The organism is Xylophilus sp. GW821-FHT01B05 (assembly GCA_038961845.1).
Classification (GTDB): Bacteria; Pseudomonadota; Gammaproteobacteria; order Burkholderiales; family Burkholderiaceae_C; genus Xylophilus.
The window spans coordinates 1,968,005-1,993,805 of sequence record CP152408.1 but is presented as its reverse complement, the minus strand read 5'-3'; the positions used below and the strand labels follow the sequence as shown (position 1 = coordinate 1,993,805).

The following is a 25,801-nucleotide window of genomic DNA, read 5'->3' as shown; positions in this document are numbered from 1 at the left end:
TCTGCGGTGCTCGAAGTCGGCAGGCGGCTGCGGAACTCGCTTCGCTCAAACAGTCCTCGCCGTCCCTTCGCTGCGCTGCGGGCAACCTGCCGACTCCTCCGCTCCTCGACGCCACAGAGGGGACCCGGGACTGCCACACGGGCCATCGCTTCGCTCGGCCCCTGGCGCCCCCACCCCTGCCCTCCCCCAAAGGGGGAGGGAGTGTGGAAGTTGGGCCATTCGGTGTTCGGTATTACCCCCTCCCCCGCTGGGGGAGGGTTGGGGTGGGGGCCGGCTGTTGGATGTTCAGGCTGTCCCCCGCCGTTGGCAGGGCCGAGCAGCACAGCGACGGGCGGGTCAGGGATCGCCCTTGTCTGAGCGAAGCGAGTTTGGGCGATACCCCGCCCGGCGCGAGCAGCGCAGGGAAGCCCGCAGGGCCCCTGGCTCCGGCTCGCCTTTCTTTTGCCTACTTTTCTTTGGCGAAGCAAAGAACAAGTAGGTCGCCCGCCGGGGCGAGTCCCGGCACCCGCCGCCTGCAAGGCAGCGCCTAGACCAACAACAAAAAACAAACCCTCAGCGCCCAAGATAAACCTCAATAACCCGTTCATCCGCCTGCACCTGATCCAAGGTCCCCTGCGCCAACACAGCCCCATCACACAACACCGTCACGATGTCCGAGATGGTGCGGATAAAGCTCATATCGTGCTCCACCACCATCAGCGAATGCTTGCCCTTGAGACTCAGAAACAGCTCCGCAGTGCGCGCCGTTTCCTCATCGGTCATGCCGGCCACGGGCTCGTCGAGCAGCAGCAGCTTGGGGTCTTGCATCAGCAGCATGCCGATCTCCAGCCACTGCTTTTGCCCGTGGCTGAGCGTGCCCGCCATGCGCGCGGCGCTGTCGGCCAGCTGGATGGTGTGCAGCACCTCGACCAGGCGGTCTTTCTGCTCGGAATCGAGCCTGAAGAACATCGAGGCCTGCACGCCCTTGTGCGTCTTCAGCGCCAGCTCCAGGTTCTCGAACACGCTGAGCTGCTCGAACACCGTGGGCTTCTGGAACTTGCGGCCTATGCCCAATTGGGCAATGTCGGCCTCCTTGTGGCGCAGCAGGTCTATGGTGCTGCCGAAGAACACGGTGCCGCTGTCGGGCCGGGTCTTGCCGGTGATGATGTCCATCATCGTGGTCTTGCCCGCGCCGTTGGGGCCGATGATGCAGCGCAGCTCGCCGGGCGCGATGTCCAGCGACAGATTGTTGATGGCCTTGAAGCCGTCGAAGCTCACGCTCACGTCTTCCAGGTACAGGATGCGGCCGTGCGTGATGTCCACCTCGCCCGGCACCGCCACGCGGCCAAAGCCGGCCTCTCGGCCACCGGAGGCAGTGTTGGCGGCCAGGCGCTGCGCGCCTTGTTCCATGAGGTCGGGGGTCATCGGGCAGCCTCCGTCACCGGCGCGCCAGGAGCACTCTTGATCTGACCGGCTTCACGCGCCACGCTTTCGCGCAGCGGCGCCGCCACGGGCACGGCCTTGCGCCGCGCCAGCCGGCGCCACAGGCCCACCACGCCATCGGGCAGGAACAGCGTCACCGCGATGAACAGCGCGCCCAAGAAGTACAGCCAGAATTCAGGTGCCACTACGGTCAGCCAGCTCTTGGCACCGTTGACCAGGAAGGCGCCCAGGATCGGCCCCACGAGCGTGGCGCGGCCACCAACCGCCGCCCACACCGCCATCTCGATGGAGGCCGCGGTGCTCATCTCGCCCGGGTTGATGATGCCCACCTGCGGTACATACAACGCCCCGGCCACGCCGCACATCACGGCAGAGATGACCCAGATCGTGAGCTTGTAGGGCAGCGGGTTGTAGCCGCTGAACATGACGCGCGTCTCTGCATCGCGTATGGCCTGCAGCACGCGGCCGAACTTGCTGCCCACCAGCCAGCGCGCGAACAGGAAGAAGCCCAGCAGCGTGCAGCCTGTGAGCACGAACAAGGTCATGCGCATGCCTTGCGTGGCAATCGGCAGGCCCAGGATGCGCTTGAAGTCGGTGAAGCCGTTGTTGCCGCCAAAGCCGGTCTCGTTGCGAAAGAACAGCAGCATCGCGGCAAAGGTCATGGCCTGCGTGATGATGGAGAAATACACGCCCTTGATGCGCGAGCGAAAGGCAAAGTAGCCAAACACGAAGGCCACGACGCCCGGCACCGCCACGACCAGCACCAGCGTGGCAATGAAGCTGTCCGACAGCGCCCAGTGCCAGGGCAGCTCCTTCCAGTCCAAAAACACCATGAAGTCGGGCAGGTCGCTCTTGTAGTTGCCGTCGCGGCCGATCTGGCGCATCAGGTACATGCCCATGACATAGCCGCCCAGCGCAAAGAACACACCGTGGCCCAGCGACAAAATGCCGGTGTAGCCCCAGATCAAGTCCATGGCCAGCGCAACGATGGCGTAGCACATGATCTTGCCGACCAGCGCCACGCCGTAGTCGCTCAGGTAGAGCGCGCTGCCGGGCGGCAGCCACAGGTTCATGACCGGCGCCAGCGCGCATACCGCGATCAGCGCAATGAAGAAGGCGCTCCAGCCCTTGCGGGTCAACAGCGGCGCCTTTGGCGGGAGGATGGAGTGATTCATGGGCACGGAAGCGAACGGGTGCGTGGATTTCTCAAGTGCGTAGCCTGGGGGTGTTTCATGCCTCTCGTCCTTTCATCGCAAAGATGCCCTGCGGCCGCTTCTGAATGAAAACGATGATGAAGACCAGCACGGCGATCTTGGCCAGCACCGCGCCAGTCCAGCCCTCCAGAAACTTGTTGAGAATGCCCAGGCCCATGGCCGCGTACACCGTGCCGGCGAGCTGGCCGACGCCGCCCAGCACCACCACCATGAACGAATCCACGATGTAGCCCTGGCCCAGGTCCGGCCCCACGTTGCCGATCTGGCTCAGCGCGCAGCCCGCCAGCCCCGCGATGCCCGAGCCCAGCGCAAATGCATAGGTATCGATGCGTGCCGTGTTCACGCCCATGCAGGATGCAATAGGCCGGTTCTGCGTAACACCGCGCACAAACAGGCCCAGCCGCGTGCGGCCAATCAGCCAGGCCATGGCCAGCAGCACCAGGCCAGCAAAGATGATGATGCAGATGCGGTTCCACGGCAGCGCCACGTTGCCCAGCATGGTGAAGCCGCCGCTCATCCATGACGGGTTCTCTACGCCCACGTTCTGCGCGCCAAATACCGTGCGCACCAGTTGCTGCAGCATCAGACTGATGCCCCACGTGGCCAGCAGCGTCTCCAGCGGGCGGCCGTAGAGGAAGCGGATCACACCGCGCTCGATCACGGCGCCGACCAGCGCCGATGCCAGAAAGGCCACCGGAATCGCCGCCACCAGGTAGCCGCCAAACCAGGCCTCGGGCAGGTAGCGCTGGAACAGGCCCTGCACCACGTAGGTGGCATAGGCGCCGATCATCATCAGCTCGCCATGCGCCATGTTGATGACGCCCATCAGGCCGTAGGTGATGGCCAGGCCCAACGCCGCCAGCAGCAGCACCGAGCCCAGGCTGATGCCGCTGAAGACCGCGTTGATGCGGTCGCCCCAGACCAGGCGGCCATCGATGCTGTGCACGGCAGCCAGCAGCGCGGCCTTGACGCCAGCGTCCTCTTCCTTGGCCAGGCGCTCGTTGAGCAAAAGCTTGACCTCGGGGCTGCCGCTGTCCGCCAGGCTGGCGGCCGCTTCGAGCCGGTGTGCCTTGTCTGCGCTGTCGAGCATGCTGGCCGCGCGCACGCGCTCCAGCTTGGCCTTGATGGCCGGCACCTGCTCGGCCGCCAGCGCCTTTTCCACCAGCGGCAAGCGTGATTCGTCGGGTTCGTTGAGCAGCACCTGCACCGCGTCGCCGCGCACCTTGTCATCCGGGCTGGCCAATTGCAGTGCGGCCATGGCCGTGTCGAGCGTGCTGCGCAGCAGGTTGTTGTTGACGACATCCTCGGCGTCGTCGGGCAGCTTCAGTTCAGCACCCGTGACCGGGTCGTAGCCCTTGTCGTCCTTCATTAGGTAGACCTGGCTGGCCGTGGTCTTGACGGCATCGTCGGCCATGGCCTGGAAGAAGGCCACGGTCTTGGCGTCTGCGCTCAGCACCGCCTGGTTGATGGCGGTCACGCGGTCGTCGGTGTCGCCGGTGGCCATGGCCGTGGCCTCGGCCGGCGTCAGCGCGTGCGCGGCGCCTGACAACAGCAAGGCGGTAATCAGCGCGGCCTGGATCGATTTCCGCAGCATCAGGAACCTCGGTTGGACATGGTCGAAAGAATCAAGAGAAAAAGGCCCGCCCTCCATGCGGGGAGCGGGCCCGTGCATGCCTATGGGACAGCTCAGGAGGCAGACTTGCCAGCCGGGTAATCAGGCTTCTTGTCGTTGCCTTCGATGAAGGGGCTCCAGGGCTGGGCCTTGATCGGTGCCGGGGTCTTCCACACCACGCCAAACTGGCCGTCGGCCTTGATCTCGCCAATGAACACGGGCTTGTGCAGGTGGTGGTTCTTCGGGTCCATCTCGACCGTGAAGCCGTCCGGCGCCTTGAAGGTCTGGCCGGCCATGGCGGCCACCACCTTGTCGGTGTCGGTGCTCTTGGCCTTCTCCACGGCCTGCTTCCACATGTGCATGCCGATGTAGGTGGCTTCCATCGGGTCGTTGGTCAGCGGCTTGTCCATCTGGCCGGGCAGCTTCTGGGCCTTGGCGTACTCGCTCCACTGCTTGATGAAGGCGGTGTTGGTCGGGTTCTTGACCGACATGAAGTAGTTCCATGCGGCCAGGTGGCCCACCAGCGGCTTGGTGTCGACGCCGCGCAGCTCTTCTTCGCCCACCGAGAAGGCGACCACCGGCACGTCCTTGGCCTTCAGGCCGGCATTGCCCAGCTCCTTGTAGAAGGGCACGTTGGAGTCGCCGTTGATGGTGGAGATCACCGCCGTCTTGCCGCCCTGCGAGAACTTCTTGATGTCGGCGACGATGGTCTGGTAGTCGCTATGGCCGAAGGGGGTGTACTTCTCGTCGATGTCCGCATCCTTCACGCCCTTGCTTTTGAGGAAGGCGCGCAGGATCTTGTTGGTGGTGCGCGGGTAGACGTAGTCGGTGCCCAGCAGCACGAAGCGCTTGGCGCCGCCGCCGGCCTTGCTCATCAGGTATTCCACCGCAGGGATGGCCTGCTGGTTGGGCGCGGCACCGGTGTAGAACACGTTCTTGGACAGCTCTTCGCCCTCGTACTGCACGGGGTAGAACAGCAGGCCATTCATTTCCTCGACCACCGGCAGCACCGACTTGCGGCTCACGCTGGTCCAGCAGCCGAAGATCACCGCCACCTTGTCCTGGCCCAGCAACTGCTTGGTCTTTTCTGCGAACAGCGGCCAGTTGGAGGCCGGGTCGACGATCACCGGCTCCAGCTGCTTGCCCAGCACGCCGCCCTGGGCGTTGATCTCGGCGATGGTCATCAGCGCCATGTCTTTCAGCGCTGTTTCTGAGATCGCCATCGTCCCCGACAGCGAATGCAGGATGCCGACCTTGATGGTGTCGGCGGCAAAGGCCGGCGCAGCGGAAAGACTGGCCAGCGCGACAGCGGCGGTGAGCGCCTTGAGGGTAAATCGACGTTGCATTGCATCTCTCCAGAGGTAGGGATTGGGTCGCCGCCCGGCTGCCCGACGGGGCAGCCATGTGTGGCGATGGGAGGGATGCTATGGACGGCGCCCTGTATGCGAAATACGCCGGGTGGCGTATGCGGTCTCGCTAGCATCCCTTTCAAGGTCTTTGAGATATCCCATGCTCTTTTGCCTTGCAGGCGGCGGGTGCCGGGAGTTCGCCCCGGCGGGCGAGTAACTTTCTCTTGTGTCGCCAAGAGAAAGTCACCAAAGAGAAGGCGACCCCGCTGTGGCGGTCCGGCTTTGCCGGACTGCTCTGCGGTGCTCAGAGTCGGCAGGTGGCTGCGGAACTCGCTTCGCTCAAACAGTCCTCGCCATCCGCGCTACGCGCGGCAACCTGCCGACTCTTCCGCTCCTCGACGCCACAGAGGGGACCCGGGACAGCCACACGGGCCATCGCTGCGCTCGGCCCGGTATTGCTCCCTCCCCCACTGGGGAAGGGTTGGGGTGGGGCCGGCTGTTCGGCTGTCCCACACCGTTGATGAAGCTGAGCAGATCACGAGCCCTTGAAAGGGATGGTCTCACTAGCACGCGGCTTGGCGACCAGTCCCTGGCGACTCAAAGGCCCTGCTGCCAATATGCTGTCACCGACCGTCACACGCGGCACGCTGGAATGGAATAGGGTCGCCGCTTTGCTATTGACCTCTACCGCCATGACTACTGCACTCGGCTACGCCGCAACCGCCCCCACCGCCGCCCTCGCCCCCTTCAGCTTCGAGCGGCGCGCCCCCGGCCCGCTGGATGTGGCGCTCGACGTGCTGCACTGCGGCGTCTGCCATTCAGACCTGCACACCGCGCGCAACGAATGGCACAACACCGTCTACCCCACGGTGCCGGGCCACGAGATCGTCGGCCGCGTCACCGCCGTGGGCGATCTGGTCAGCAAGTTCAAGGTGGGCGACCTGGTCGGCGTGGGCTGCATGGTCGACAGCTGCCAGCACTGCCAGCCCTGCGCCGATGGCCTGGAGCAGTACTGCGACAACGTCTTTACCGGCACCTACAACGGCCCCGAGCAGGGCACCGGCGGCAACACCTACGGCGGCTACTCCGACCACATGGTGGTGCGTGAATCCTTCGTGCTGAAGATCTCGCACGACGAAGCCTCGCTGGCCGCCGTGGCGCCGCTGCTGTGCGCGGGCATCACCACCTACTCGCCGCTGCGCCAATGGAACATCGGCCCGGGCAGCAAGGTCGGCATCGTCGGCCTGGGCGGACTGGGCCACATGGGCGTGAAGATCGCCGCGGCCATGGGCGCGCACGTGGTGCTGTTCACCACCACGGCCAGCAAGCGCGAAGACGCGCTGCGCCTGGGCGCCAAGGAAGTCGTCGTGTCCAAGAACGCCGACGAGATGGCCGCGCACACCGGCAGTTTTGACTTCATCCTCAACACCGTGGCCGCGCCGCACAACCTGGATCCCTTCCTGGCCCTGCTCAAGCTCGACGGCACCATGACCCTGGTCGGCGCCCCCGACAGCCCGCACCCCTCGCCCACCGTGTTCAACCTGATCCTGAAGCGCCGCCGCCTGGCCGGCTCGCTCATCGGCGGCATCAAGGAGACGCAAGAGATGCTGGATTTCTGTGCCCAGCACGGCATCGTGTCGGACATCGAAACCATCCGCATGGACGAGATCAACACCGCCTATGAGCGCATGTTGAAGAGCGACGTGAAGTACCGGTTTGTGGTGGACATGGCGACCTTGAAGGCGGCTTGAACGCCGACGGCCAGCCTGAAACTACCAAATAGATAGCTACAAGCCCAGGTGGCACCTGGGCAAAAGGCATATTTGACCAATATTTAGGCTAAACCCCCAACACCCGATTCCGCTCGCCCCGAAACCGCGCCGCCTGCGCCGCGATCCAGGCCTGCACCAGCACGGTATGCGCCGCCGGCTGCGGGGCCGAGACGAAGTGGTACGACGCCCTGGATAGCACCGGCAGCGCAAAGGGCGCCACCAGCCGGCCGGCCACCAGGTCGTCCAGCACCAGGGCCGCGCGGCCCATGGCCATGCCCTGGCCCGCCAGCGCGGCGGCCAGGGCCAGTTGCGACAGGTTGAAGTGGTGGCCCAGCTCCAACTGCGGCACCTGGGCCCCGGCCTGGTGCAGCCAGTGCTCCCATTCCTCAAAAGGGCTGGCGCCGATCCAGGCGCTGGTGTCGTGCAGCAGCATGGGTGCGCGCAGGTCGGCGGGGGTGCGCAACGTGGGGTGGGCGGCGAGGAAGGCCGGGCTGGCCACCGGCAGCAGCCATTCGTCCAAAAATTCGGTGGCCTGCAGGTCGCGGTAGTCGCCCAGGTCAAAGCGCACGGCCGCGGCCACGCCGTCGCGCGCCATGCGCTCGCGGTCCAGCACATGGAATTCGCCCATGACCCGCAGCCCGACCTCCGGGTGGGCGCGAAAGAAATCACCCAGGCGCGGCGTGAGCCAGCCCATGGCAAAGGATGGCGCACAGCTCAGCGCCAGCGGGCGGTCGTCGCGCGGCGGGCTGCGTAGTTGCGCCAGCGTGCCTTCCATGGCCTGAAAGGATTCGCGCAGCACGGTCGCCAGCCATTGGCCCTCGGGCGTGGGCAGCAGCGCGCGCGGCGTGCGCAAGAACAGCGGGCGCTGCAGCCAGTCTTCCAGGTGCTTGACCTGCTGGCTGACCGCACCCTGGGTAATGCACAGTTCCGAGGCGGCCTTGGTGAAACTCATGCACCGGGCCGTGGCCTCGAAGCACCGCAACCATGCAAGCAGCGAAGGTGTAAGGCGAATGTCCATTTGGCTATTAGTCCAGCTAATTGACGGACGACTATAAATGCGTTGCGGGGCACAGCGGGGCATCCAACAATGGCGGGCCCTGCTCTACCCCCATTGCCATGACTGATCTTTGCGCTCCGCTCGACCACCTGAAGAGCGGCCGCCCCGTGCTCTGGACCTCGGATCAGCGCGGTCGCGGGGGGCACCGGCTGAGCATTAGCAGCGCTGATGTTGATGCCACGGTCGCCCGGCTCGCCCGCTTTGCGCCGCTGCTGGCAGAACTGTTTCCCGAGCTGGCCCCAAGCGCCGGCGTGATCGAGTCCGAGCTGCTGCCGGTGCCCCGGCTGCAGCAGGCGCTGGGCATGGCACCAGACTTTGGCACCCTGCTGGTCAAGGCCGACCATGCGCTGCCAGTGGCAGGCTCGATCAAGGCGCGCGGCGGCATCCACGAGGTGCTGGAGCATGCCGAGGCACTGGCCCAGCGCCACGGCTTGCTGGCGCTGGATGGCGACTACCGCAGCCTGGCCTCGGCCGAGGCGCGCGCGCTGTTCGCCCGCCACCAGGTCGCCGTGGGCTCTACCGGCAATCTGGGCCTGGCGATTGGCGTGATGGCCTCGGCGCTGGGCTTTCAGGCCGTGGTGCACATGTCGGCCGACGCCAAGGACTGGAAGAAGCAGCGCCTGCGCAACCGGGGCGTGGAAGTGGTCGAGCACGCCGGCGACTACGCAGAGGCCGTGGCCGCCGGCCGCCGCGCGGCCGATGCCGACCCGGCCTGCCACTTTGTGGATGACGAGCGCTCGCTCTCGCTGCTGCTGGGCTATGCGGCGGCCGCGCCGCAGCTGGCGCGCCAGCTCGACGCCCTGGGCCGCAAGGTAGACGCCGCGCACCCGCTGTTCGTCTACCTGCCCTGCGGCGTGGGCGGCGCCCCGGGCGGCATTGCCTTTGGCCTGGCGCAGATCTACGGCCCGCACGTGCACTGCTTTTTTGCCGAGCCCACGCGCTCGCCCTGCTTCATGCTGCAGATGCTGGCGGGCACGCCGGCGTTCAGCCACCTGGGCGCCAACCCCTCGGTCTACGACATCGGCCTGGACAACCACACCGAGGCCGACGGCCTGGCCGTGCCGCGCGCTTCTGAACTAGCCGCCGCCGCGGTGCGCCCGCTGCTGGCCGGCGTCTACACGGTCGAGGACGAGGCGCTGTTCCCGCTGCTGTACCAGGCTGCGGCCACGGAAAACATCCGCATCGAACCATCAGCCGCCGCCGGCCTGCCCGGTCCCGCCATGCTGCGCGACAGCGCTGCCGGCCAGGCCTATCTGCGCCAGCACCGGCTGGAGGCGCTGATGCCCCAGGCCACGCACATCGCCTGGACCACCGGCGGGCTGTTTGTGCCCGACGAGGAATACGCCCGCTTCCATGCGCGCGGCGCCGCCGTGCCACCTCTTTCCCCCGTCACCCCAACCCCCAGCAAAGCGCACCCATGAAACACACGTCCTTCCTTGCCTGCGCCGCCCTGGCGACCATGGCCGCCCTGACCGCATCGGCCCCAGCCTGGGCCGATGCGGCCTACCCGTCGCGCCCGATCCAGTTGGTGATCCCGTTCCCGCCGGGCGGCGCCACCGACGTGATCGGGCGCATGGTGGCCAAGGCGCTGGGCGACAAGCTGGGCCAGCCCGTGGTGGCCGACAACCGGGCCGGCGCGGGCACCATCATTGGCGCGGGCTTTACCGCCAAGGCGCCGGCTGACGGCTACACGCTGCTGATCAGCTCGGGCACCACCTTCACCGTCAACCCGGCGATCCAGCCCAAGCTGCCTTATGACCCGGTGAAAAGCTTTGAGCCGATCGGGCTGGTCGGCCGCACCGGCCTGATCCTGCTGGCCAGCAAGGACACCCCCGCCAACAACCCGAAGGAGTTCGTCGCGCTCGCCAAGGCCGCGCCGGGCAAGTACGCCTATGCCTCCTTTGGCACCGGTACCACCGCGCAGTTCGCGGGCGAGCTGATCCTGCACGCCACCGGCACGCAGCTCACGCACGTGCCCTACAAAGGCAGCGCACCGGCCATGACCGACCTGATGGGCGGGCAGGTGCCGTTCTCGGTGGACACCGTCTCGGCCGCCATCCCGCAGCTCAAGACCGGCAAGATCAAGGCGATTGCCGTCACCACCGCCAAGCGCTCGCCCCTGCTGCCCGATGTGCCGACCTTTGCCGAGTACGGCTTTGATGTGGATACCGACACCTGGATCGCCGTGGTGGCGCCGCACGGCCTGCCGCCCGAGGTCAAGGCCAAGCTGGAGAAGGCCCTGGCCGATGCCGTGGCCCTGCCGGAAGTGCGCCAGAAATTTGTCTCCATCGGGCTGGAGGCCACCTACAAGAACGGTGCGGCCGTGAGCGCCATGATCGAGAAAGAACTGCCCGTGATGCGCGCCGTGGCGCAGCGTGCCAAGATCCAGGCCGAATGAAAAACGACGCCCCGCCGATCACCGCCACGCCGCAGCTCTTGACCCTGGCGCCGGCCGCCGTGCCGGGCGCGCCGCTGGCCAGCGTGGATACCCCCGCGCTGCTGCTGGACCTGGCCGCGTTCGAGCGCAACCTGGACCGCATGCAGGCCGCAGCCGTTGCCGCCGGCGTGCAGCTGCGCCCCCATGCCAAGGCGCACAAGACCCCGGCCGTGGCGCTGGCGCAGGTGGCGCGCGGTGCGGTTGGCATCTGCTGCCAGAAGGCGAGCGAGGCGATCCCCTTTGTGCAGGCCGGCATAACCGACATCCACATCAGCAACCAGCTGGCATCGCCCGCCAAAGCCGTGCTGCTGGCGCAACTAGCCCAGCACGCACGCATCAGCGTGTGCGTGGACGACGCCGCGCAGATCAGCGCCTTGGCCGGCGCCACGCATGCCGCAGGCAGCCAGCTGGGCGTGTTCGTAGAGATCGACATCGGCCAGGGCCGCTGCGGCGTGGCCGATGCCGACGCCGTGCTGCGCCTGGTGGAGCAGATCGCGCAGCACCCGCAGCTCAGCTTTCGCGGGCTGCAGGCCTACCACGGCAGCCTGCAGCACCTGCGCGCCCATGCCGAGCGCCGCAGCCGCGCGCAGCAGGCGGCCGAGCGCACGGGCCAGGTCGTGGCAGCACTGGCAAAGGCCGGCGTGGCTTGCCCTACCGTGACCGGCGGCGGCAGCGGCAGCGTGGAGTTCGACCTGGCCAGCGGCGTCTACACCGAGGTGCAGCCCGGCTCCTATGCCTTCATGGACCGCGACTACGGCGACAACGAATATGCCGGCGCCCTGCGCTTCGAGCACGCGCTGTTCCTGGCCACCACGGTGATGAGCGCCACCACCCGTACGCATGTGGTGACCGATGCCGGGCTCAAGTCGCTGGCGGTGGACTCCGGCCTGCCCGCCATCTGGCAGCAGGGCGCGGCCAGCAGCACGCTGCGCTATGTGCAGGCCAATGACGAGCACGGCATCGTCCAGCCCATAGACGATGCAACGCTGCCGCCCTTGGGCAGCGTGCTGCAACTGGTGCCCGGCCACTGCGACCCCACCTTCAACCTGCACGACGAGCTGGTCGGCTTCCGTGGCGACGTGGTCGAATCCGTCTGGCCCATCAGCGCACGCGGGCTCAGCCGCTGAGCCATTTCCATCCAAGAGACAAAGCATGAACCCCGAAGACATCGTCGCCCTCCCCGCCACCGAACTGCGCCGCCTGGTCGGCGCCAAGCAGTTGTCGCCGGTAGAACTGCTGGACGCCTGCATTGCCCGCATCGAAGCCGTCAACCCCTACGTCAACGCCGTCACTGCCACCTGCTTTGAGCGTGCCCGGGGCGAGGCCCGCGCGGCTGAAAAAGCCGTGCTGAGCGGCGCGCCGCTGGGCCTGCTGCACGGCCTGCCGCTGGGCGTGAAGGACCTCGAAGAAACCGCCGGCCTGCTGACCACCTACGGCTCGCCCATCTACCGCAGCAATGTGCCCGCGGCCGACAACCTGCTGGTGTCGCGGCTGCGCGCGGCCGGCGCCATCGTCGCCGGCAAGACCAACGTGCCCGAGATGGGCGCCGGCGCCAATTCGCGCAACCCGGTCTGGGGCGCCACCGGCAATCCGTTCAATCCCAACCTGAACGCGGGCGGCTCTTCGGGCGGCTCGGCCGCCGCGCTGGCGCTGGACATGCTGCCGGTCTGCACCGGCTCGGACACCGGCGGCTCGCTGCGCATCCCGGCCGCCAAGTGCGGCGTGGTGGGCTTCCGGCCCTCGCCCGGCGTGGTGCCCAGCTCGCGCAAGCCGCTGGGCTGGACGCCGATCTCCGTCGTCGGCCCCATGGGCCGCACCGTGGCCGATGCCTGCCTGCAACTGGCCGCCACGGCGGGCCTGTCGGCCAGCGACCCGCTCACCTACGAGCTCGATCCCCTGTCCTTCCTGCTGCCGCAGAACGTAGACCTGGGCAAGCTGCGCGTGGGCTACACCGAAGACTTTGGCGCCTGCGCGGTGGACGACGGCATACGCGCCGTGTTCCGCGACAAGATCGCCGCCATGAAGCACCTGTTCCGCAGCTGCGAGCCGATCAACATCGACCTGGGCGAGGTGCACCGCTGCTTCGACGTGCTGCGCGCCGAGGCCTTTGTGGCCGGCATGCGCGAGGCCTATGAGCGCGACCCGTCCAGCCTGGGCCCCAACCCGCGCGCCAACTACGAGATGGGCGCGGCCATGCGCCTGCTCGACTGCGCCTGGGCCCAGGCCGAGCAGACCAAGATCTTGAAGCGCTTCCAGGCCGCGTTCGAGCAGTTCGACGTGATCCTCGCCCCCACCACGCCGGTCTCGCCCATGCCCTGGACCGAGCCCTACGTGGCCGCCATCAACGGCGAGCAGCAAGAGAACTACTACCGCTGGCTGTCGCTGACCTATGTCACCACGCTGACCACCCACCCCGCGCTCAGCCTGCCCTGCGGCACCGACAGCGCCGGCCTGCCCTTTGGCCTGCAGATCGTCGGCCGCTTCCGTGCCGACCGCCACACACTGGGCGTGGCCCACGCCATGGAACAAGCCTTTGCCGGCAACGCCGCGCTGCGCCGCCCTATCCCCGACGCCAGCAAGCTGCGCCACGCCGAGCCGGCGTTGAACTCCATCGTGACTGCGCCGCCGATCCTGGATGCAAAGGTGAGCACTGGCACCGCATCGGTCGTCTGATATGAACCGCTACGACTTCGCCATCATCGGCGCCGGCATCGCCGGTGCTTCCGCCGCCTACGAGATCTCTGCCCACGCGCCCACCGTGCTGCTGGAGCGCGAGGACCAGCCCGGCTACCACACCACCGGCCGCTCTGCCGCGCTCTACATGGAGAGCTACGGCACGCCCGCGATCCGCGCGCTGACGCGGGCCAGCCGCCCCTTCTTCGACGCTCCGCCCGAAGTCTTTGGCAGCGACCCCATCCTCACACCGCGCGGCGTGCTGCATGTGGCCGGCCCGGACCAGGGCGCGCTGTTTGATGCCGCCTGGCAGGACTTGTCGGAGCGCGGCGGCGACGTGCAGCGCGTAGCGCGCGACGCGCTGCTGGCCGCCGTGCCCTGCCTGCGGCCCGAGGCCGCCGCCATGGGCATTGCCGAAGGCGGCGCCAGCGACATCGACGTGCATGCGCTGCACCAGGGCTACCTGCGCGGCTTTCGGCGCCGGGGCGGCCAGTTGCGCACCGATGCGCATGTCACCGGCCTGCAGCGCAGCGACGCTTATTGGACGGTGACGCTGGCCGACGGCAGCGCGCTGCAGGCGCGCCACATCGTCAACGCCGCCGGCGCCTGGGCCGACACCGTGGCCGACCTGGCCGGCGTGGCGCGCATCGGCCTGGAGCCACGCCGCCGCACCGCCTTCACCTTTGCACCGCCTGCGGGCGTGGACGTAGCGCATTGGCCGGCCGTGGTCGGCATCGACGAAAGCTATTACTTCAAGCCCGACGCCGGCGTGCTGCTGGGCTCGCCTGCCAATGCCGACCCGGTGCAGCCACACGACGTGGTGCCGGAAGAGCTGGACGTGGCCATCGGCATCCACAACATCGAGCAGGCCACCACCATGAGCATCCGCCGGCCGCACCGCAGCTGGGCCGGCCTGCGCTCCTTCGTGGCCGATGGCGACATGGTGATCGGCTGGGAGCCGCAGCAGGAAGGCTTCTTCTGGCTCGCCGCCCAGGGCGGCTACGGCATCCAGAGCGCTGCCGGCGCGGCCCAGTTGGCGCGCAGCTTGTTGCTGGGGCAGGCCTTGCCTGAAGTGCTGCGGGCCGAGGGCGTGGAGCCGGCGCGGCTGGCACCCGAGCGCCTGCGCTGAGGGGCCGTCTGGCCGGCTCCTAGTGCAGGGGGAAGGACGGCTCGGCCGCCAGGGAGGCGAGAAAACGTTCGGCCATCTTGCTCAGGCCGGCCTCGCTCCAGAACGCCCCCACGCGGCGTTCGCTCCATGACTCGGCCAGCGGGATCAGGCGAATGCCCATCTCCGCCTGAAATCTGCAGGCAAAGCTCCAGGGCATGACACCGACGCCGATGCCCGCCGCCGCCATTCGGCACAGCGTCTCCAGGTCGTCCACTTCCACGCGGCGGTTGACCCTTCGGCCCAGCATCTGCACCTGGGCATCGACAAAGCGCTGCAGCGCAGAGCGGGTGCCAAAAGCCAGCATGTCGAATTCGAGCAGCTCGGCGAAGCACACCTGCCGCTGATGCGCCAGGGGATGGCTGGGCGCCACCACGGCCACGAGCCGGTCCACGAAAAGTGGCTTCACCTGCAGGTCTTTGTGCGCCTCACCCAATGCCGAGATGCCCACCGCCACCTCGTGCCGCAGCACCATCTCCAGGGCATCGGTGCTGGTGACCTCCTTCAGGACCACATTCACCCCCGGGTTCTCGCCAAGAAATCGGATGAGGGGCTCTTTCAGGAAGTGCGATAGCGCGACCGAATTCGCGGCAACGCGCACTTCGCCCTGCAGGCCCTGCGCCAGCCGGTCGAGCTCTTGCGCCAAACCATCTGCGTGCCCGAGCATGGCCTGCGCATGCCGCAGAAGCGTAGCGCCCGCGGCCGTGGGCACCACGCCGCGGGGCCGGCGCTCGAACAGCACGGCGCCCGTGGATGCTTCCAGCATCTTCAGCCGCTCGCTGGCCGAGGCCACCGCCAAATGCACCGAGGCCGCACCGGCCGTGATGCTGCCCGTGTCGGCCACCGCCACCACCAGGCGGAGATCTTGTAGATCGAGCTTGAGCATGTCTCTCCTCTTGTGAGCTGGTCGTGGGCGCCGGTGCAGGAAACATGCCGCTTCGGCGTTGCCGAAAGCAGTCGAAGGAAATTCCAGATTGTGATGCGCCGAGTGCCCGGCGAGCATAGCCATGCAGCTGCTTGGCCCCTCAAGCCGCACATCCTGGAGAAGACATGGCAAACGTCAGATTGATTGCAGTTGCCCTGCTTGGAATGGTCCACATCGCCTGTGGCGCAGCAGAGGCAAATGCACCGGGCTATCCGGAGAAGCCGATCCACCTCATTGTGGGTTTCCCGCCCGGCGGGGGCGCAGACACGGTCACACGCCTGATCGGGCAAAAGCTGGCAACGGAGCTGGGGCAGCCGGTCATCATTGAGAACAAGCCCGGCGCTGGCGGCTCCATAGGCTCGGACTATGTCGGCCGTGCCGCTGCCGACGGCTATACGCTGCTGGTCGGGCCGGCCAGCCACGTGATTGCGCCCAACTTCTTCAAAGTGAGCGTTGACCCTGTGACGGGCTTCGTCCCGGTCAGCCAGATGGTGAATGCGCTGATCGTGCTGGCAGCGTCTGGCCGCAGGCCTGAGGCGGACTTCCAGACCTTCCGTGCCAACGTCCAGAAAACGCCCTCTCTTGGTGCCATCGCCAGCTCGGGCTCGGGCACCGTGTTCCACCTGTCTGGCGCTCGACTGGGACATGATGCGGGCATGCCGCTGCAGCATGTTCCGTACAAAGGTGGAGGCCCCGCGGTCGTTGATCTGATCTCCGGGCAGGTGCCGATCATGATCGATACCTACTTCACGTTCCGGCCCTTTGTGGCCTCCGGCAAGGTCAAGCTGTGGGCCACCTTGGGCAGTACGCGCTCCAAGCTGCTGCCCGATGTGCCGACACTGGCCGAACTGGGCTACCCCGGTGTGGTGGCCGAAAACTGGTACGGGCTGTTTGCCCCGGCGGGCACGCCGGCGCCGATCATCGGCACGCTGGCCGCCGGCATCAAAAAGGCGCTGTCGGACCCGGAGACCATCGAGAAACTTGCGGCACAAGGCGCAACCCCGGTGGGAAGCTCGCCCGCGCAATTCGGCGAATTTGTCAGGTCCGAGAGCAAGAAGTGGGCTGACGTCGTCAAGACCAACAACATCAAAGTGGATTGAAAAAGGAGATCCCGAATGGAAAACACCTACGAACTGTCAAAGAGCGACTTGGTACAGCACGCGATCTCCGAGATGTCCCGGCATTTCGGAGACGGCCCCCAATGGAGCACCCGGCAGCGGCTCGCGCTGCTCTGCCGCATGGTGTATGCCTGCGGCCACGACTCGGGCATGTCGGGCCAGATCACCGTGAGGGGGCCGAAACCCCACACCTACTACACCCAGCAATTTGGCATCGGCATGGATGAGGCTACGGCCGAGAATCTGCTGTTGGTTGACGAAGACCTCAATGTGCTCGAAGGGGACGGGATGGCGAACGCGGCCAACCGCTTCCACATGTGGATCTACAACGAAAAGCCGTCGGTCAACTGCATCGTCCATACGCATCCATTCCACGTCGTCGCCTTGTCGCTGCTGGAGGTACCGCTGGAGGTCTCCTGCATGGACTCGGCCGTCCTCTATGACAACTGCGCCTTCCTGCCCCACTGGCCCGGCATACCTGTCGGCAACGAGGAAGGCGAGCTCATCTCCGGCGCGCTGGGCGACAAGAAGGTCATCCTGCTGGCCCACCACGGCCAACTGGTGGCAACGCACTCGATGGATGAAGCCTATGTACTCGCCCACCAGGTCGAGCGCACCGCCAAGCTGCAACTCACGGCCATGGCGGCGGGCACCTTGAAGCCGATCGACCCCGACAAGGGCCGGGAGGCGCGCGACTGGATCCTTACGCCCAAGCGTACGCAGCGAACCTTTGAGTACTACGCACGCAAGCTTCTCCAGTCGGACAGCAGCTTCATGGGTGAGGGCCGGTTCGGCAGTTAAAGCCTTGAGGCGCCGGATGCCCTGCGCCCCACGCGCCTTTTCGCGCCGCACTACCATGCTGCGGTGCCCACCCTCCAAACCCTTCTTGTCACCTACGGCGTGCTGCTGGTGTTTGGTGGCGTGCTGCTGCAGCAGGCCGGGCTGCCGATTCCCACCTCGCCGCTGCTGGTCAGCGCCGGCGCGCTGTGCGCGCAGGGGGCGCTGTTCTGGCCGGTGGTGCTGCTGGCCTGCGTGCTGGCCTGCCTGATCGCCGACAGCGGCTGGTACTGGGCCGGCCGCCGCTACGGCACGCGCCTGCTGGGCAGCATCTGCCGTGTATCGCTGTCGCCCGACTCCTGCGTGCGCCAGACCCAGCAGCGCTACCAGCACGCCGGGCCGCGCGTACTGCTGGTGACCCGCTTCCTGCCTGGCGCCAGCGCGCTGGCCATCGTCATGGCCGGGCAAAACCGCACGCCGCTGCGCCGCTTCCTGCCCTATGACGTGGCGGGCGCGGCGCTTTGGGCGGGCACGGCGCTGGCGCTGGGTGCGCTGTTTTCGCGGCAGGTGGGCCTGGTGCTGGACGCGCTCGACCGCTGGGGCCGCCTGGGCCTGCTCATGGCCGGTGCGGCGCTGGTGGCCTACATCAGCTGGCGCTGGCTGCAGCGCCGCCACCTGCGGCGGCGGCTCAGCCACATCCCGCGCCTGCCCGCCGCCGACTGGCTGCGCTGGCAGGCCGAGGGCCGCGACGCGGTGCTGATCGACGTGCGCCCCAACGCCCCGGCGCGCCTGCCCGGCGCCCGCAGCTTTGACATGCGCCACCCGATCACCGCCCTGGAGCTGGACCCGGCGGCCGCGCACGACATCGTCGTCTACTGCGCCTGCCCGCACGAGATCTCGGCCGCCCTGCTGGCCGAGCGCCTGCACAAGGCAGGCTTCGAGCGGGTCTGGGCACTGGAGGGCGGCTATGCGGCCGCTGCCGGCTACCAGGCCCCGCCGCATACGGCCTCTGCTCTCGCACCCGCCGACTAGCGCGGGGCGCGGCTGCACCCGGAGGTCTTGCCCTCGGAGGCGCCCCGCAACAGACAGGGCCGCCACCAGCAGAGCAAGGCGTTCAATCTGCCCAAGCGCCTGCGCGTCACCGCCGCGAGGTCTGGCGCTTCATGACCGAAGCAGGCGTGCCTTTTGCCAACCCAGCTGCATCCTGGGCTATCAGCTATCAATAAATGAGTGCCCTTGGCCCTGCCTGTAGCCCACCCGCCTGGCACGCCAAGCCGCCCCGCCCAGCAACAGCGTCAACAGCCCCAGCATCCAGGGCGCATCCACCGGGATCGCCGTCACGCCGCCGCCGGCCACGGCCAGCACGCCCACACCGCCCGGGTCGGTGATGGCGCCCGGGGCCGGGTCAGAGTCACCGTCGCCGTTGTCGGTGATGCTGAAGGTGACGGTGTTGCCATTGATCGTGGCGCCCGGCAGCACAAACCAGTGCGCCGTGGCATTGGCCGCCGTGGGGCCAAACTTCCAGTACTGCGCCCCGGCCGGCAGGGCTTGCGGGTAGGTCAGTGTCAAGGTCACGCTGCTGCCGGCGGTGCAGCCGCTGGCGCTAAAGGCAAACACCCCTTGCGGGAAGCTCACCCCCGGCGGCGTGCTGGCCGGGCTGGCAAAGCCGGTGTTGCCGGGCACCAGCGTGCAGCCCGCGCCTCCCCCCGCCAGCGCCGCCGTGGCATTGCCGCCACCAGGCAAGCCGCCGGTGAAGCTGCTGAGGACGAAGCTGGCGGTCACGCTGCGCGCCTGGTCCATCGTGACGGTGCAGGTGCCGGTGCCGATACAGGCACCGCCCCAGCCGAGGAAGGTCGCGCCCGCATCGGGCGTGGCGGTCAAGGTGACGCTGGCTGCGGGCGTGGAGTCGATCGCATAGCCGGCCGTGCAGGCCGCACCACCGGCAGTTGTGCAGTTGGTGATGCTGCCTACAGCGGGCACAGGCGCAGCCCCCGCGCTGACACTGCCTGCGCCCGTCACGGCAACGTCCAGTGTGTAGTTGCCCTGTCGCCGCTCCACCGCACCCAGATCGCAGGCACCGCCCTGCGGGCGGGCCACGCCGCGCTGGTCGCTACCGGTGCAAGCGCCGCCCGCATCGATGACCGGGCTATTGGCCGCCGGCAGCATGGTGGGTGTGGGGCCGCCGTTGTTCTGCAGGGGGCCGAGTAGCGGGTCAGCGGTCAACAGCGGGCCGGAGCAGGTGCCGCCGCCGGTACCACCGCTGGCGCAGCCCCCTTGGATCAGGCTGTTGTTGAAGGTGATCTGGGCGTTGCCATCAGTCCACGCCTGGGCACCGTTACTGCCAGCCGTATTGCCCCAGAACACCGAGCGGGTCACGCTGGGGCGGCTGGTGGTCGCGCCATCGCCAGTGGTGTAGATCGCCCCGCCGGTGGCGGCTGAATTGCCGCTGAAGGTGGCGTTGGTGATGGCGGGGCTGCTGTTGCCGGAGTTGCCGGTGTTGTAGATCGCCCCGCCACTGCCGGTGGCTGAATTGCCGCTGAAGGTGGTGTTGGTGATGGTGGCGCTGCTGTTGCCGAAGCCGCCATAGCTGTAGATCGCCCCGCCGTTGCCGGCGGCTGAATTGCCGCTGAAGGTGGTGTTGGTGATGGCGGGGCTGCTGCTACCGGAGCGGCCATAGTTGTAGATCGCCCCGCCGCTGGCGGCTGAATTGCCGCTGAAGGTGGTGTTGGTGATGGCGGGGCTGCTGCTGCCGGAGGTGCCATGGTTGAAGATCGCCCCGCCGCTGGCGGCTGAATTGCCGCTGAAGGTGGTGTTGGTGATGGCAGGGCTGCTGCTGCCGCCGATGAAGCCATCGTTGACGATCGCCCCGCCGAAGGTGGCTGCATTGCCCTGGAAGACCAGCCCGGCCAGCAGCGGGCTGCACACCTTGCCCGCCCCGCTGCCATTGCAGTAGAGGCCGCCGCCCCAGCCGTTGAAGCCCACCCCATTCGCCTGCCCCGCCGTCACCGTGAAGCCATCGACCACGGTATCGGCGCTGGTGTAGCTGCCGTTGCCGGTAGTGCGGTCCGTCCCGCCTATGACCAGCACGTGGTAGCTGTTGTCGCTGCTGTCGCCCTCCGTTCCGATGTCGCCCGAGAGCGTGGTGCTGCTGCTATCGCCGCTGCGCTCTGCCAGCGCGGTTTCCCGGCCGGTGAAGCCGCCGTAGAGCTTGAGCGGGCGGTTGATGGCAAAGCTGACCGTGCGGTCGTCGTCGGTGGTGGGTTTGTACAGGCCCTGCTGGACCCAGATCTCGTCGCAGTTGGCATTGCCCAGCGCCGCCTGCAGCGTGGTGGCCGGGGTCCAACTGCTGCCGTCGGCGGCGGCGTCGGCGTCAGCACTGCCGTCGGCGGCCACGCGGCAGATGGCGGCCTGGGCGGCGCCGTGCAGGCCCAGCAGCAGGGCCAGGGGGATGAGGAAGCGGTGCAAGGCGGGCATGGGACGGTCCTGCGCGCGCGCCCGGGATGGACACGCCAATGCCGCCGATGCTGCCCAGCTTGCAACAAGCTGTACATCCCCGAAACTAGGTAGGCCGCTGCCTGGTCGGCGCGGTGGCGGTGGGGCGTTCTGGCCGGCCTTGCATGCAAATCGTGAACACGTGCCGCATGCGGGAAATCAAAAAACATAGCGCTATGCCGGTGCATATCCTGCATTTCAGATACAAAAGTGCCTGAAGTGCAGGATATCCGCCGGCTTGCAGCTACTAATTAAGTAGCGCCACTTCCACGCCACACGCGTGCACCGCCATCGCCAGCGACACCGCCGCCTGCAAGACACAAGATCTGCCAACAGATCACACGGCACAGGGGAGCTGAGTGGCCACCACTTTTGGCAACTACTCAGCTTCCCGTACCGTTCGGGTCGAGCTTGTCAAAGCCCTGCCACGCATCACCAAGCCCAACGACCGGCTCAGGGCGAATGGGGCGTGAGTAGTTACCAGAAACCAAAGACTGCGCGCACGCCCCTTTCATGTTGGTTTGGCACAACCCGGCGCCCGGGCGAAGCAGGCCCTTCTTGCCATGTCTTGCGCTGCCAAAATACAATTGCGAACAATTCGCATCTATATTTGGCGATCGGCCAGATCTTTCCAGCATGCCAGCGGCCGCCCCTCCCCTCCAGGCAATCGAAACCCTCTACAGCGACCACCACGGCTGGCTGCGGGGCTGGTTGCGCAAGAAGCTGGGCAACGCCTTTGACGCGGCAGACCTGGCGCACGACACCTATGTGCGCGTCCTGGTTTCGGGCTGCACGCCGCAGCCCGAGCAATCACGCCGCCACCTGAGCCAGATCGCCAATGGCCTGGTCATTGACCTGTACCGCCGCCGCCAGATCGAGGCCGCCTACCTCGAAGCCCTGAGCCTACAGCCCGAGCGGCAAGCGCCATCGGAAGAAGCCCGCGCCCTGGTGATAGAGGCCCTGGTAGAGATCGACACCATCCTGCACCGCCTCCCGGGCAAGGCGCGCACGGCCCTGTTGCTGTGCAAGCTCGACGGCCTGAGCTACCGCGAGATCGCCGCCAAGCTGCAGGTGTCGGTCTCGTCGGTGGAGAAATACATCGCCGCCGGGCTGCAGGCCTGCTACCAGGCGCTGTACGGGTCGCACGCCTGATGGGGCAAGCCCAAGCCCAGCCAACGCCTATCGATCCCGCGATAGTCCAGCGCGCCGCCGAATGGATGGCCCGGCTGTGGTCGGGCGAGGCCAGCGACGGCGACCGCGCCGCCTGCGCGCAGTGGCGTGCCGCCCACCCCGACCACGAGCGCGCCTGGGGCCGCCTGCAGGTAATGGAAGACAAGCTCCACAGCCTGCCGACGGGCATTGCGCGCCACGCCCTGCGCGAGCCCGCCGTGGCGGCCTACGCCGCGCGGCGCCGGGTGCTGCAACTGCTCGGCCTGGCCGCGCTGGCGGGCGGCGTGGCCTACACGGCGCGTGAGACCGAGGCCTGGCAGTTCGCCGCCGCCGACTTCAGCACGCGCACCGGCGAGATCCGCGAAGTAACGCTGCCCGACGGCACGCGCATCGTGCTCAACACCGCCACCGCCATCGACCTGCAGTTCAGCGAGCAAGAGCGCCTTGTGGTGCTGCGCGCGGGCGAAATCCTGGTCACCACCGCGCCTGACCCGGCCACGGTGCACCGCCCCTTCCGCGTGCAAAGCCGGCACGGCACGGTAGAGGCGCTGGGCACCCGCTTCACGGCACGGCAAGACGGCGATGTGTCGCGCGTCGCGGTGTTCGAGGGCGCTGTAGAGATCCGCCCAGCGCATGGCGCGGCCCTGCGGCTCAACGCCGGGCAGCGCACGGCCTTCTCCGCCGAGCAGGTGGAGCCGCCCGTGGCCGTGCAAGAGAGCGCCGCGGCCTGGTCGCGCGGCCTGCTGGTGGCAGAGAACATGCGCGTGGCGGATTTCCTGGCCGAGCTGGGCCGCTACCGGCCCGGCCTGCTGCGCTGCGCCCCGGCCATTGCCGAGCTGCGGGTGAGCGGCGTCTTCTCGCTGCGCGACACCGACCGGGCCCTGCTCAACCTGACGCTGGGCCTGCCGGTGGATGTGGTCTACCGCACGCGCTACTGGGTGGCCGTGAGATCGCGGTGAGGGCGCGCTGAGCCACGCGGGAAGATTTATTTTGAAAAGGCATTGAGGGTTTTGCCTTCTCGTTCGGAAGACCTATTGAGCAACTCATCCATCTTCCGAACCGAAAGACCCCGTCATGGCATGCCGCCGCACGCAACAGCAGATTTCTTCCCCGCCCGCCCACACCCCTGACCGCCGCACGCCAACACTGGCATTGAGCGCCGCCGCCGCAGCGGTACGGGCGACCTTCCTGATGGGCCTGGCGCTCGGCGCGCTGGCTGGCACCGCAGCTTCGGCGCAGGCACAAACCGCGGGCATGGCCGAGCCGCAGCGCAGCTACCGCATTCCGGCCGGCCCGCTGGACCGCAGCTTGAACAGCTTTGCCAGCGCGGCGGGCGTCGAACTGTCAGTCAACGCCGCCCTGATCCAGGGCAAGACCAGCAGCGGCCTGGCCGGCAGCTTCACGGTGCAGGAAGGCTTTGCCGAGCTGCTGCGCGGGCAGGGCCTGCAGATCCTGCGGGGCGCCAACGGCGCCTACTCCTTGCGCGCCGCCGCTGCCACGGAGCGTGAAGACGCCCGCGCCATGCCCGCCGTGACGGTCACCGCCAGCGCCGAGCAGGAAAGCGCCACCGGCCCCGTGCAAGGCTATGTCGCGCGCCGCAACCTGACGGCCACCAAGACCGACACGCCCAACATCGAAACGCCGCAGGCGCTGAGCGTCATCACGCGCGACCAGATAGACGACCAGGGCGCCGCCCCCGCGCTGCAAGACGCCCTGCGCTACACGCCCGGCCTGATCGGCACGCGCGGCGTGAACCTGACCGACGATTCCTTCAACATTCGCGGCTTTGCGGCCGGGCTGGCAACCTCATCCAACACGCCGGTGTTCCGCGACGGCCTGCGCCAGGCGCCGGCCATGTATTCGTCCACGGTCGAGGCCTACGGCCTGGAGCGCATCGACGTGCTGCGCGGCCCGGGCTCGGTGCTGTTCGGGCAGGTGACGCCCGGCGGCGTGATCAACGTGACCTCAAAGCGGCCCACCGATACGCCCCTGCATGAGATCGACGTGCAGGCCGGCAGCTACGACCACAAGCAAGTGGGCCTGGACCTGGGCGGCCCGCTGGGCAATGAAGGCGTGTGGAGCTATCGCCTCACCGCCATGCTGCGCGACTCCAACACCCAGACCGACTACATCCCCAACAAGCGCGAATACCTTGCGCCGGCGCTGACCTGGCGCCCTTCGGCCGACACCTCGCTAACGCTGCTGGCCACCTACCAGCACACCCGCACCGCCTACAACTGGGGCCTGCCGGTGGCCGGCAGCCTGCTGGCCAACCCCAACGGCCAGCTGCCGCGCAGCCGCTTCACGGGGGAGCCGGGCTTTGACAAGTACGACACCAAGACCTGGTCGCTGGGCTACCTGCTGGAGCACCGCTTCAACGACACCTGGAGCCTGCGGCAGAACACGCGCTACTACAAGTCCGACATGGTCTGGGACTCGGCCTACGGCAGCGGCCTGCAGGCGGCCAACCAGCGCCTGCTGAACCGCTTTGGCTTTATCCGCGCCGACCAGTACAAATCCTTCAACGTCGACACCCAGCTGCAGGCCAAGTGGCGCCACGGCGCTTTCGAGCACACCACGCTGGTGGGCATCGACTACGCCAGCATTCCCTGGGTGCGCAACGAGCGCCGCGGCACCGTGGCGGCGCTGGACCTGTTCAACCCTGTGTACGGTGCCGTGGTCACGCCCAACGCGCAGTCCAGCCGTATCCTCGACACCGACACCACCCAGACCGGCCTCTACCTGCAGGAGCAGCTCAAGATCGACAAGCGCTGGGTGCTGCTGGCCGGGCTGCGGCAGGACTGGGCGCGCAGCAACATCAGCGGCGTGCTCACCAACGGATCGGCCAACAGCCCGACCAGCCAGGTCAGCATCCGCAACAACGTGCAGGCCGCCACCGGCCGCGTGGGCGCGGTCTACCTGTTCGACAGCGGGCTGGCGCCCTACGCCAGCTTTGCCACCTCGTTCGAGCCCGAATCCGGCAGCCTGGACTACAGCAACAACCCGTTCAAGCCCACCAAGGGCCGGCAGTACGAAGCCGGCGTGAAGTACGAGCCCAAGGACCAGCCCCTGTCGCTGACCGCCTCGGTGTTCGACCTGCGCCGCACCGACGTGCTGACCGCCGACCCCAGCCACGCCGGCTACTCGATACAGACCGGCGAGATCACCTCGCGCGGCCTGGAGCTGGAGGCCAAGGGCAAGCTCAACCGCAACCTGGAGCTGATCAGCGCCTACACCTATACCGACGCCAGGATCACCCGCAGCAACAGCGGCGACCAGGGCACCGTGCCCTCGGGCATCCCGCGCCACAACCTGGCGCTGTGGGGCGTGTACAAGTTCACGCAAGACGGCTGGCGCGGCGTCAAGATCGGCGCCGGCGCACGCCGCATCATCGGCACCAGCGGCTATGTGCTGGGCAGCACGCCCACCCCGGCCGAGCTGCCCGCCTACAACGTGGTCGATGCCATGGTGAGCTACGAGAACGCCTCGTGGCGCCTGTCGCTCAACGTCAACAACCTGTTCGACAAGAGCTACATCCAGTCCTGCTACTACGCCACCACCAGTTGCTTCTACGGCGAGGGCCGCAGCGTGATTGCACGCGCCACCTACCGCTGGTGA

General features: G+C 67.6%; 19 protein-coding genes. 12 read left to right on the top strand and 7 right to left on the bottom strand.

Annotation, left to right across the window (positions count from 1 at the left end; genetic code table 11):
- Positions 1 to 552: 552 nt before the first annotated feature.
- From urtD to urtA, 4 genes are all read right to left on the bottom strand, one after another.
- Positions 553 to 1,404, bottom strand: a complete 852-nt coding sequence (urtD, locus tag AAFF27_09295) for an urea ABC transporter ATP-binding protein UrtD (protein ID XAH25368.1) — start codon at positions 1,402 to 1,404, stop codon at positions 553 to 555.
- A complete protein-coding gene (gene urtC, locus AAFF27_09290; protein ID XAH25367.1) occupies positions 1,401 to 2,597 on the bottom strand; it encodes an urea ABC transporter permease subunit UrtC in 1,197 nt (398 codons plus the stop codon). The genes urtD and urtC overlap by 4 nt, the downstream gene beginning before the upstream one ends.
- A 55-nt stretch (positions 2,598 to 2,652) precedes the next feature.
- Positions 2,653 to 4,230 carry an urea ABC transporter permease subunit UrtB gene (urtB, locus tag AAFF27_09285; GenBank protein XAH25366.1) on the bottom strand — a complete coding sequence of 526 codons (1,578 nt, stop codon included), beginning with the start codon at positions 4,228 to 4,230 and terminating at the stop codon, positions 2,653 to 2,655.
- Between the two features lie 92 nt (positions 4,231 to 4,322).
- Entirely contained in the window at positions 4,323 to 5,594 is a 1,272-nt protein-coding gene (urtA, locus tag AAFF27_09280) for an urea ABC transporter substrate-binding protein (protein ID XAH25365.1), read from the bottom strand.
- Between the two features lie 695 nt (positions 5,595 to 6,289).
- Here urtA and AAFF27_09275 point away from each other — a divergent pair.
- Entirely contained in the window at positions 6,290 to 7,348 is a 1,059-nt protein-coding gene (locus AAFF27_09275) for an NAD(P)-dependent alcohol dehydrogenase (protein ID XAH25364.1), read from the top strand.
- An 88-nt stretch (positions 7,349 to 7,436) separates the two neighbouring features.
- Here AAFF27_09275 and AAFF27_09270 read toward each other — a convergent pair whose 3' ends face one another.
- The gene (locus AAFF27_09270; GenBank protein ID XAH25363.1) at positions 7,437 to 8,387 is read right to left on the bottom strand and encodes a LysR family transcriptional regulator; all 951 of its coding nucleotides are present in this window, start codon (positions 8,385 to 8,387) and stop codon (positions 7,437 to 7,439) included.
- A 98-nt stretch (positions 8,388 to 8,485) separates the two neighbouring features.
- Between AAFF27_09270 and AAFF27_09265 the strand changes: the two genes are divergently transcribed.
- Genes AAFF27_09265 through AAFF27_09245 form a run of 5 tightly spaced genes read left to right on the top strand, consistent with a single transcriptional unit; the run spans position 8,486 to position 14,665 of the window.
- Positions 8,486 to 9,847, top strand: coding sequence for a D-serine ammonia-lyase (locus AAFF27_09265; protein XAH25362.1), 1,362 nt, complete (start codon positions 8,486 to 8,488; stop codon positions 9,845 to 9,847).
- The gene (locus AAFF27_09260) at positions 9,844 to 10,824 is read left to right on the top strand and encodes a tripartite tricarboxylate transporter substrate binding protein (GenBank protein XAH25361.1); all 981 of its coding nucleotides are present in this window, start codon (positions 9,844 to 9,846) and stop codon (positions 10,822 to 10,824) included. Before AAFF27_09265 ends, AAFF27_09260 begins: the two co-directional genes overlap by 4 nt.
- The gene (locus AAFF27_09255; protein ID XAH25360.1) at positions 10,821 to 11,990 is read left to right on the top strand and encodes a DSD1 family PLP-dependent enzyme; all 1,170 of its coding nucleotides are present in this window, start codon (positions 10,821 to 10,823) and stop codon (positions 11,988 to 11,990) included. Before AAFF27_09260 ends, AAFF27_09255 begins: the two co-directional genes overlap by 4 nt.
- A gap of 25 nt (positions 11,991 to 12,015) precedes the next feature.
- Positions 12,016 to 13,536 carry an amidase family protein gene (locus AAFF27_09250; GenBank protein XAH25359.1) on the top strand — a complete coding sequence of 507 codons (1,521 nt, stop codon included), beginning with the start codon at positions 12,016 to 12,018 and terminating at the stop codon, positions 13,534 to 13,536.
- Between the two features lies 1 nt (position 13,537).
- A complete protein-coding gene (locus AAFF27_09245; GenBank protein ID XAH25358.1) occupies positions 13,538 to 14,665 on the top strand; it encodes an FAD-dependent oxidoreductase in 1,128 nt (375 codons plus the stop codon).
- Positions 14,666 to 14,684: 19 nt separating this feature from the next.
- Here AAFF27_09245 and AAFF27_09240 read toward each other — a convergent pair whose 3' ends face one another.
- The gene (locus AAFF27_09240) at positions 14,685 to 15,587 is read right to left on the bottom strand and encodes a LysR family transcriptional regulator (protein XAH25357.1); all 903 of its coding nucleotides are present in this window, start codon (positions 15,585 to 15,587) and stop codon (positions 14,685 to 14,687) included.
- A 131-nt stretch (positions 15,588 to 15,718) separates the two neighbouring features.
- Between AAFF27_09240 and AAFF27_09235 the strand changes: the two genes are divergently transcribed.
- From AAFF27_09235 to AAFF27_09225, 3 genes are all read left to right on the top strand, one after another.
- On the top strand, positions 15,719 to 16,726 hold the full coding sequence (locus AAFF27_09235) for a tripartite tricarboxylate transporter substrate binding protein (GenBank protein XAH25356.1): 1,008 nt from the start codon (positions 15,719 to 15,721) through the stop codon (positions 16,724 to 16,726).
- A 15-nt stretch (positions 16,727 to 16,741) separates the two neighbouring features.
- Positions 16,742 to 17,545 (top strand): aldolase, encoded by an 804-nt coding sequence (locus tag AAFF27_09230; GenBank protein ID XAH25355.1) that lies wholly within the window; start codon positions 16,742 to 16,744, stop codon positions 17,543 to 17,545.
- 63 nt (positions 17,546 to 17,608) lie between these two features.
- Positions 17,609 to 18,553: a VTT domain-containing protein gene (locus AAFF27_09225; GenBank protein XAH25354.1), complete on the top strand. Its 945-nt coding sequence runs from the start codon at positions 17,609 to 17,611 to the stop codon at positions 18,551 to 18,553.
- A gap of 180 nt (positions 18,554 to 18,733) precedes the next feature.
- Here AAFF27_09225 and AAFF27_09220 read toward each other — a convergent pair whose 3' ends face one another.
- On the bottom strand, positions 18,734 to 20,995 hold the full coding sequence (locus tag AAFF27_09220) for a choice-of-anchor U domain-containing protein (GenBank protein XAH25353.1): 2,262 nt from the start codon (positions 20,993 to 20,995) through the stop codon (positions 18,734 to 18,736).
- A gap of 654 nt (positions 20,996 to 21,649) precedes the next feature.
- On the opposite strand from AAFF27_09220, the gene AAFF27_09215 reads away from it, so the two are divergent.
- The 3 genes from AAFF27_09215 (at position 21,650) to AAFF27_09205 (ending at position 25,801) form a co-directional block, all read left to right on the top strand.
- Positions 21,650 to 22,165 (top strand): sigma-70 family RNA polymerase sigma factor, encoded by a 516-nt coding sequence (locus AAFF27_09215; GenBank protein XAH25352.1) that lies wholly within the window; start codon positions 21,650 to 21,652, stop codon positions 22,163 to 22,165.
- Positions 22,165 to 23,142, top strand: a complete 978-nt coding sequence (locus AAFF27_09210; GenBank protein ID XAH25351.1) for a FecR domain-containing protein — start codon at positions 22,165 to 22,167, stop codon at positions 23,140 to 23,142. The genes AAFF27_09215 and AAFF27_09210 overlap by 1 nt, the downstream gene beginning before the upstream one ends.
- 115 nt (positions 23,143 to 23,257) lie before the next feature.
- The gene (locus AAFF27_09205) at positions 23,258 to 25,801 is read left to right on the top strand and encodes a TonB-dependent siderophore receptor (GenBank protein XAH25350.1); all 2,544 of its coding nucleotides are present in this window, start codon (positions 23,258 to 23,260) and stop codon (positions 25,799 to 25,801) included.

Excerpts from the sequence above, each read along its gene's own strand:
- urtD (XAH25368.1), bottom strand. The coding sequence starts at position 1,404 with ATGACCCCCGACCTCATGGAACAAGGCGCGCAGCGCCTGGCCGCCAAC.
- urtC (XAH25367.1), bottom strand. The coding sequence starts at position 2,597 with ATGAATCACTCCATCCTCCCGCCAAAGGCGCCGCTGTTGACCCGCAAG.
- urtB (XAH25366.1), bottom strand. The coding sequence starts at position 4,230 with ATGCTGCGGAAATCGATCCAGGCCGCGCTGATTACCGCCTTGCTGTTG.
- urtA (XAH25365.1), bottom strand. The coding sequence starts at position 5,594 with ATGCAACGTCGATTTACCCTCAAGGCGCTCACCGCCGCTGTCGCGCTG.
- AAFF27_09275 (XAH25364.1), top strand. The coding sequence starts at position 6,290 with ATGACTACTGCACTCGGCTACGCCGCAACCGCCCCCACCGCCGCCCTC.
- AAFF27_09270 (XAH25363.1), bottom strand. The coding sequence starts at position 8,387 with ATGGACATTCGCCTTACACCTTCGCTGCTTGCATGGTTGCGGTGCTTC.
- AAFF27_09265 (XAH25362.1), top strand. The coding sequence starts at position 8,486 with ATGACTGATCTTTGCGCTCCGCTCGACCACCTGAAGAGCGGCCGCCCC.
- AAFF27_09260 (XAH25361.1), top strand. The coding sequence starts at position 9,844 with ATGAAACACACGTCCTTCCTTGCCTGCGCCGCCCTGGCGACCATGGCC.
- AAFF27_09255 (XAH25360.1), top strand. The coding sequence starts at position 10,821 with ATGAAAAACGACGCCCCGCCGATCACCGCCACGCCGCAGCTCTTGACC.
- AAFF27_09250 (XAH25359.1), top strand. The coding sequence starts at position 12,016 with ATGAACCCCGAAGACATCGTCGCCCTCCCCGCCACCGAACTGCGCCGC.
- AAFF27_09245 (XAH25358.1), top strand. The coding sequence starts at position 13,538 with ATGAACCGCTACGACTTCGCCATCATCGGCGCCGGCATCGCCGGTGCT.
- AAFF27_09240 (XAH25357.1), bottom strand. The coding sequence starts at position 15,587 with ATGCTCAAGCTCGATCTACAAGATCTCCGCCTGGTGGTGGCGGTGGCC.
- AAFF27_09230 (XAH25355.1), top strand. The coding sequence starts at position 16,742 with ATGGAAAACACCTACGAACTGTCAAAGAGCGACTTGGTACAGCACGCG.
- AAFF27_09220 (XAH25353.1), bottom strand. The coding sequence starts at position 20,995 with ATGCCCGCCTTGCACCGCTTCCTCATCCCCCTGGCCCTGCTGCTGGGC.
- AAFF27_09215 (XAH25352.1), top strand. The coding sequence starts at position 21,650 with ATGCCAGCGGCCGCCCCTCCCCTCCAGGCAATCGAAACCCTCTACAGC.
- AAFF27_09210 (XAH25351.1), top strand. The coding sequence starts at position 22,165 with ATGGGGCAAGCCCAAGCCCAGCCAACGCCTATCGATCCCGCGATAGTC.
- AAFF27_09205 (XAH25350.1), top strand. The coding sequence starts at position 23,258 with ATGGCATGCCGCCGCACGCAACAGCAGATTTCTTCCCCGCCCGCCCAC.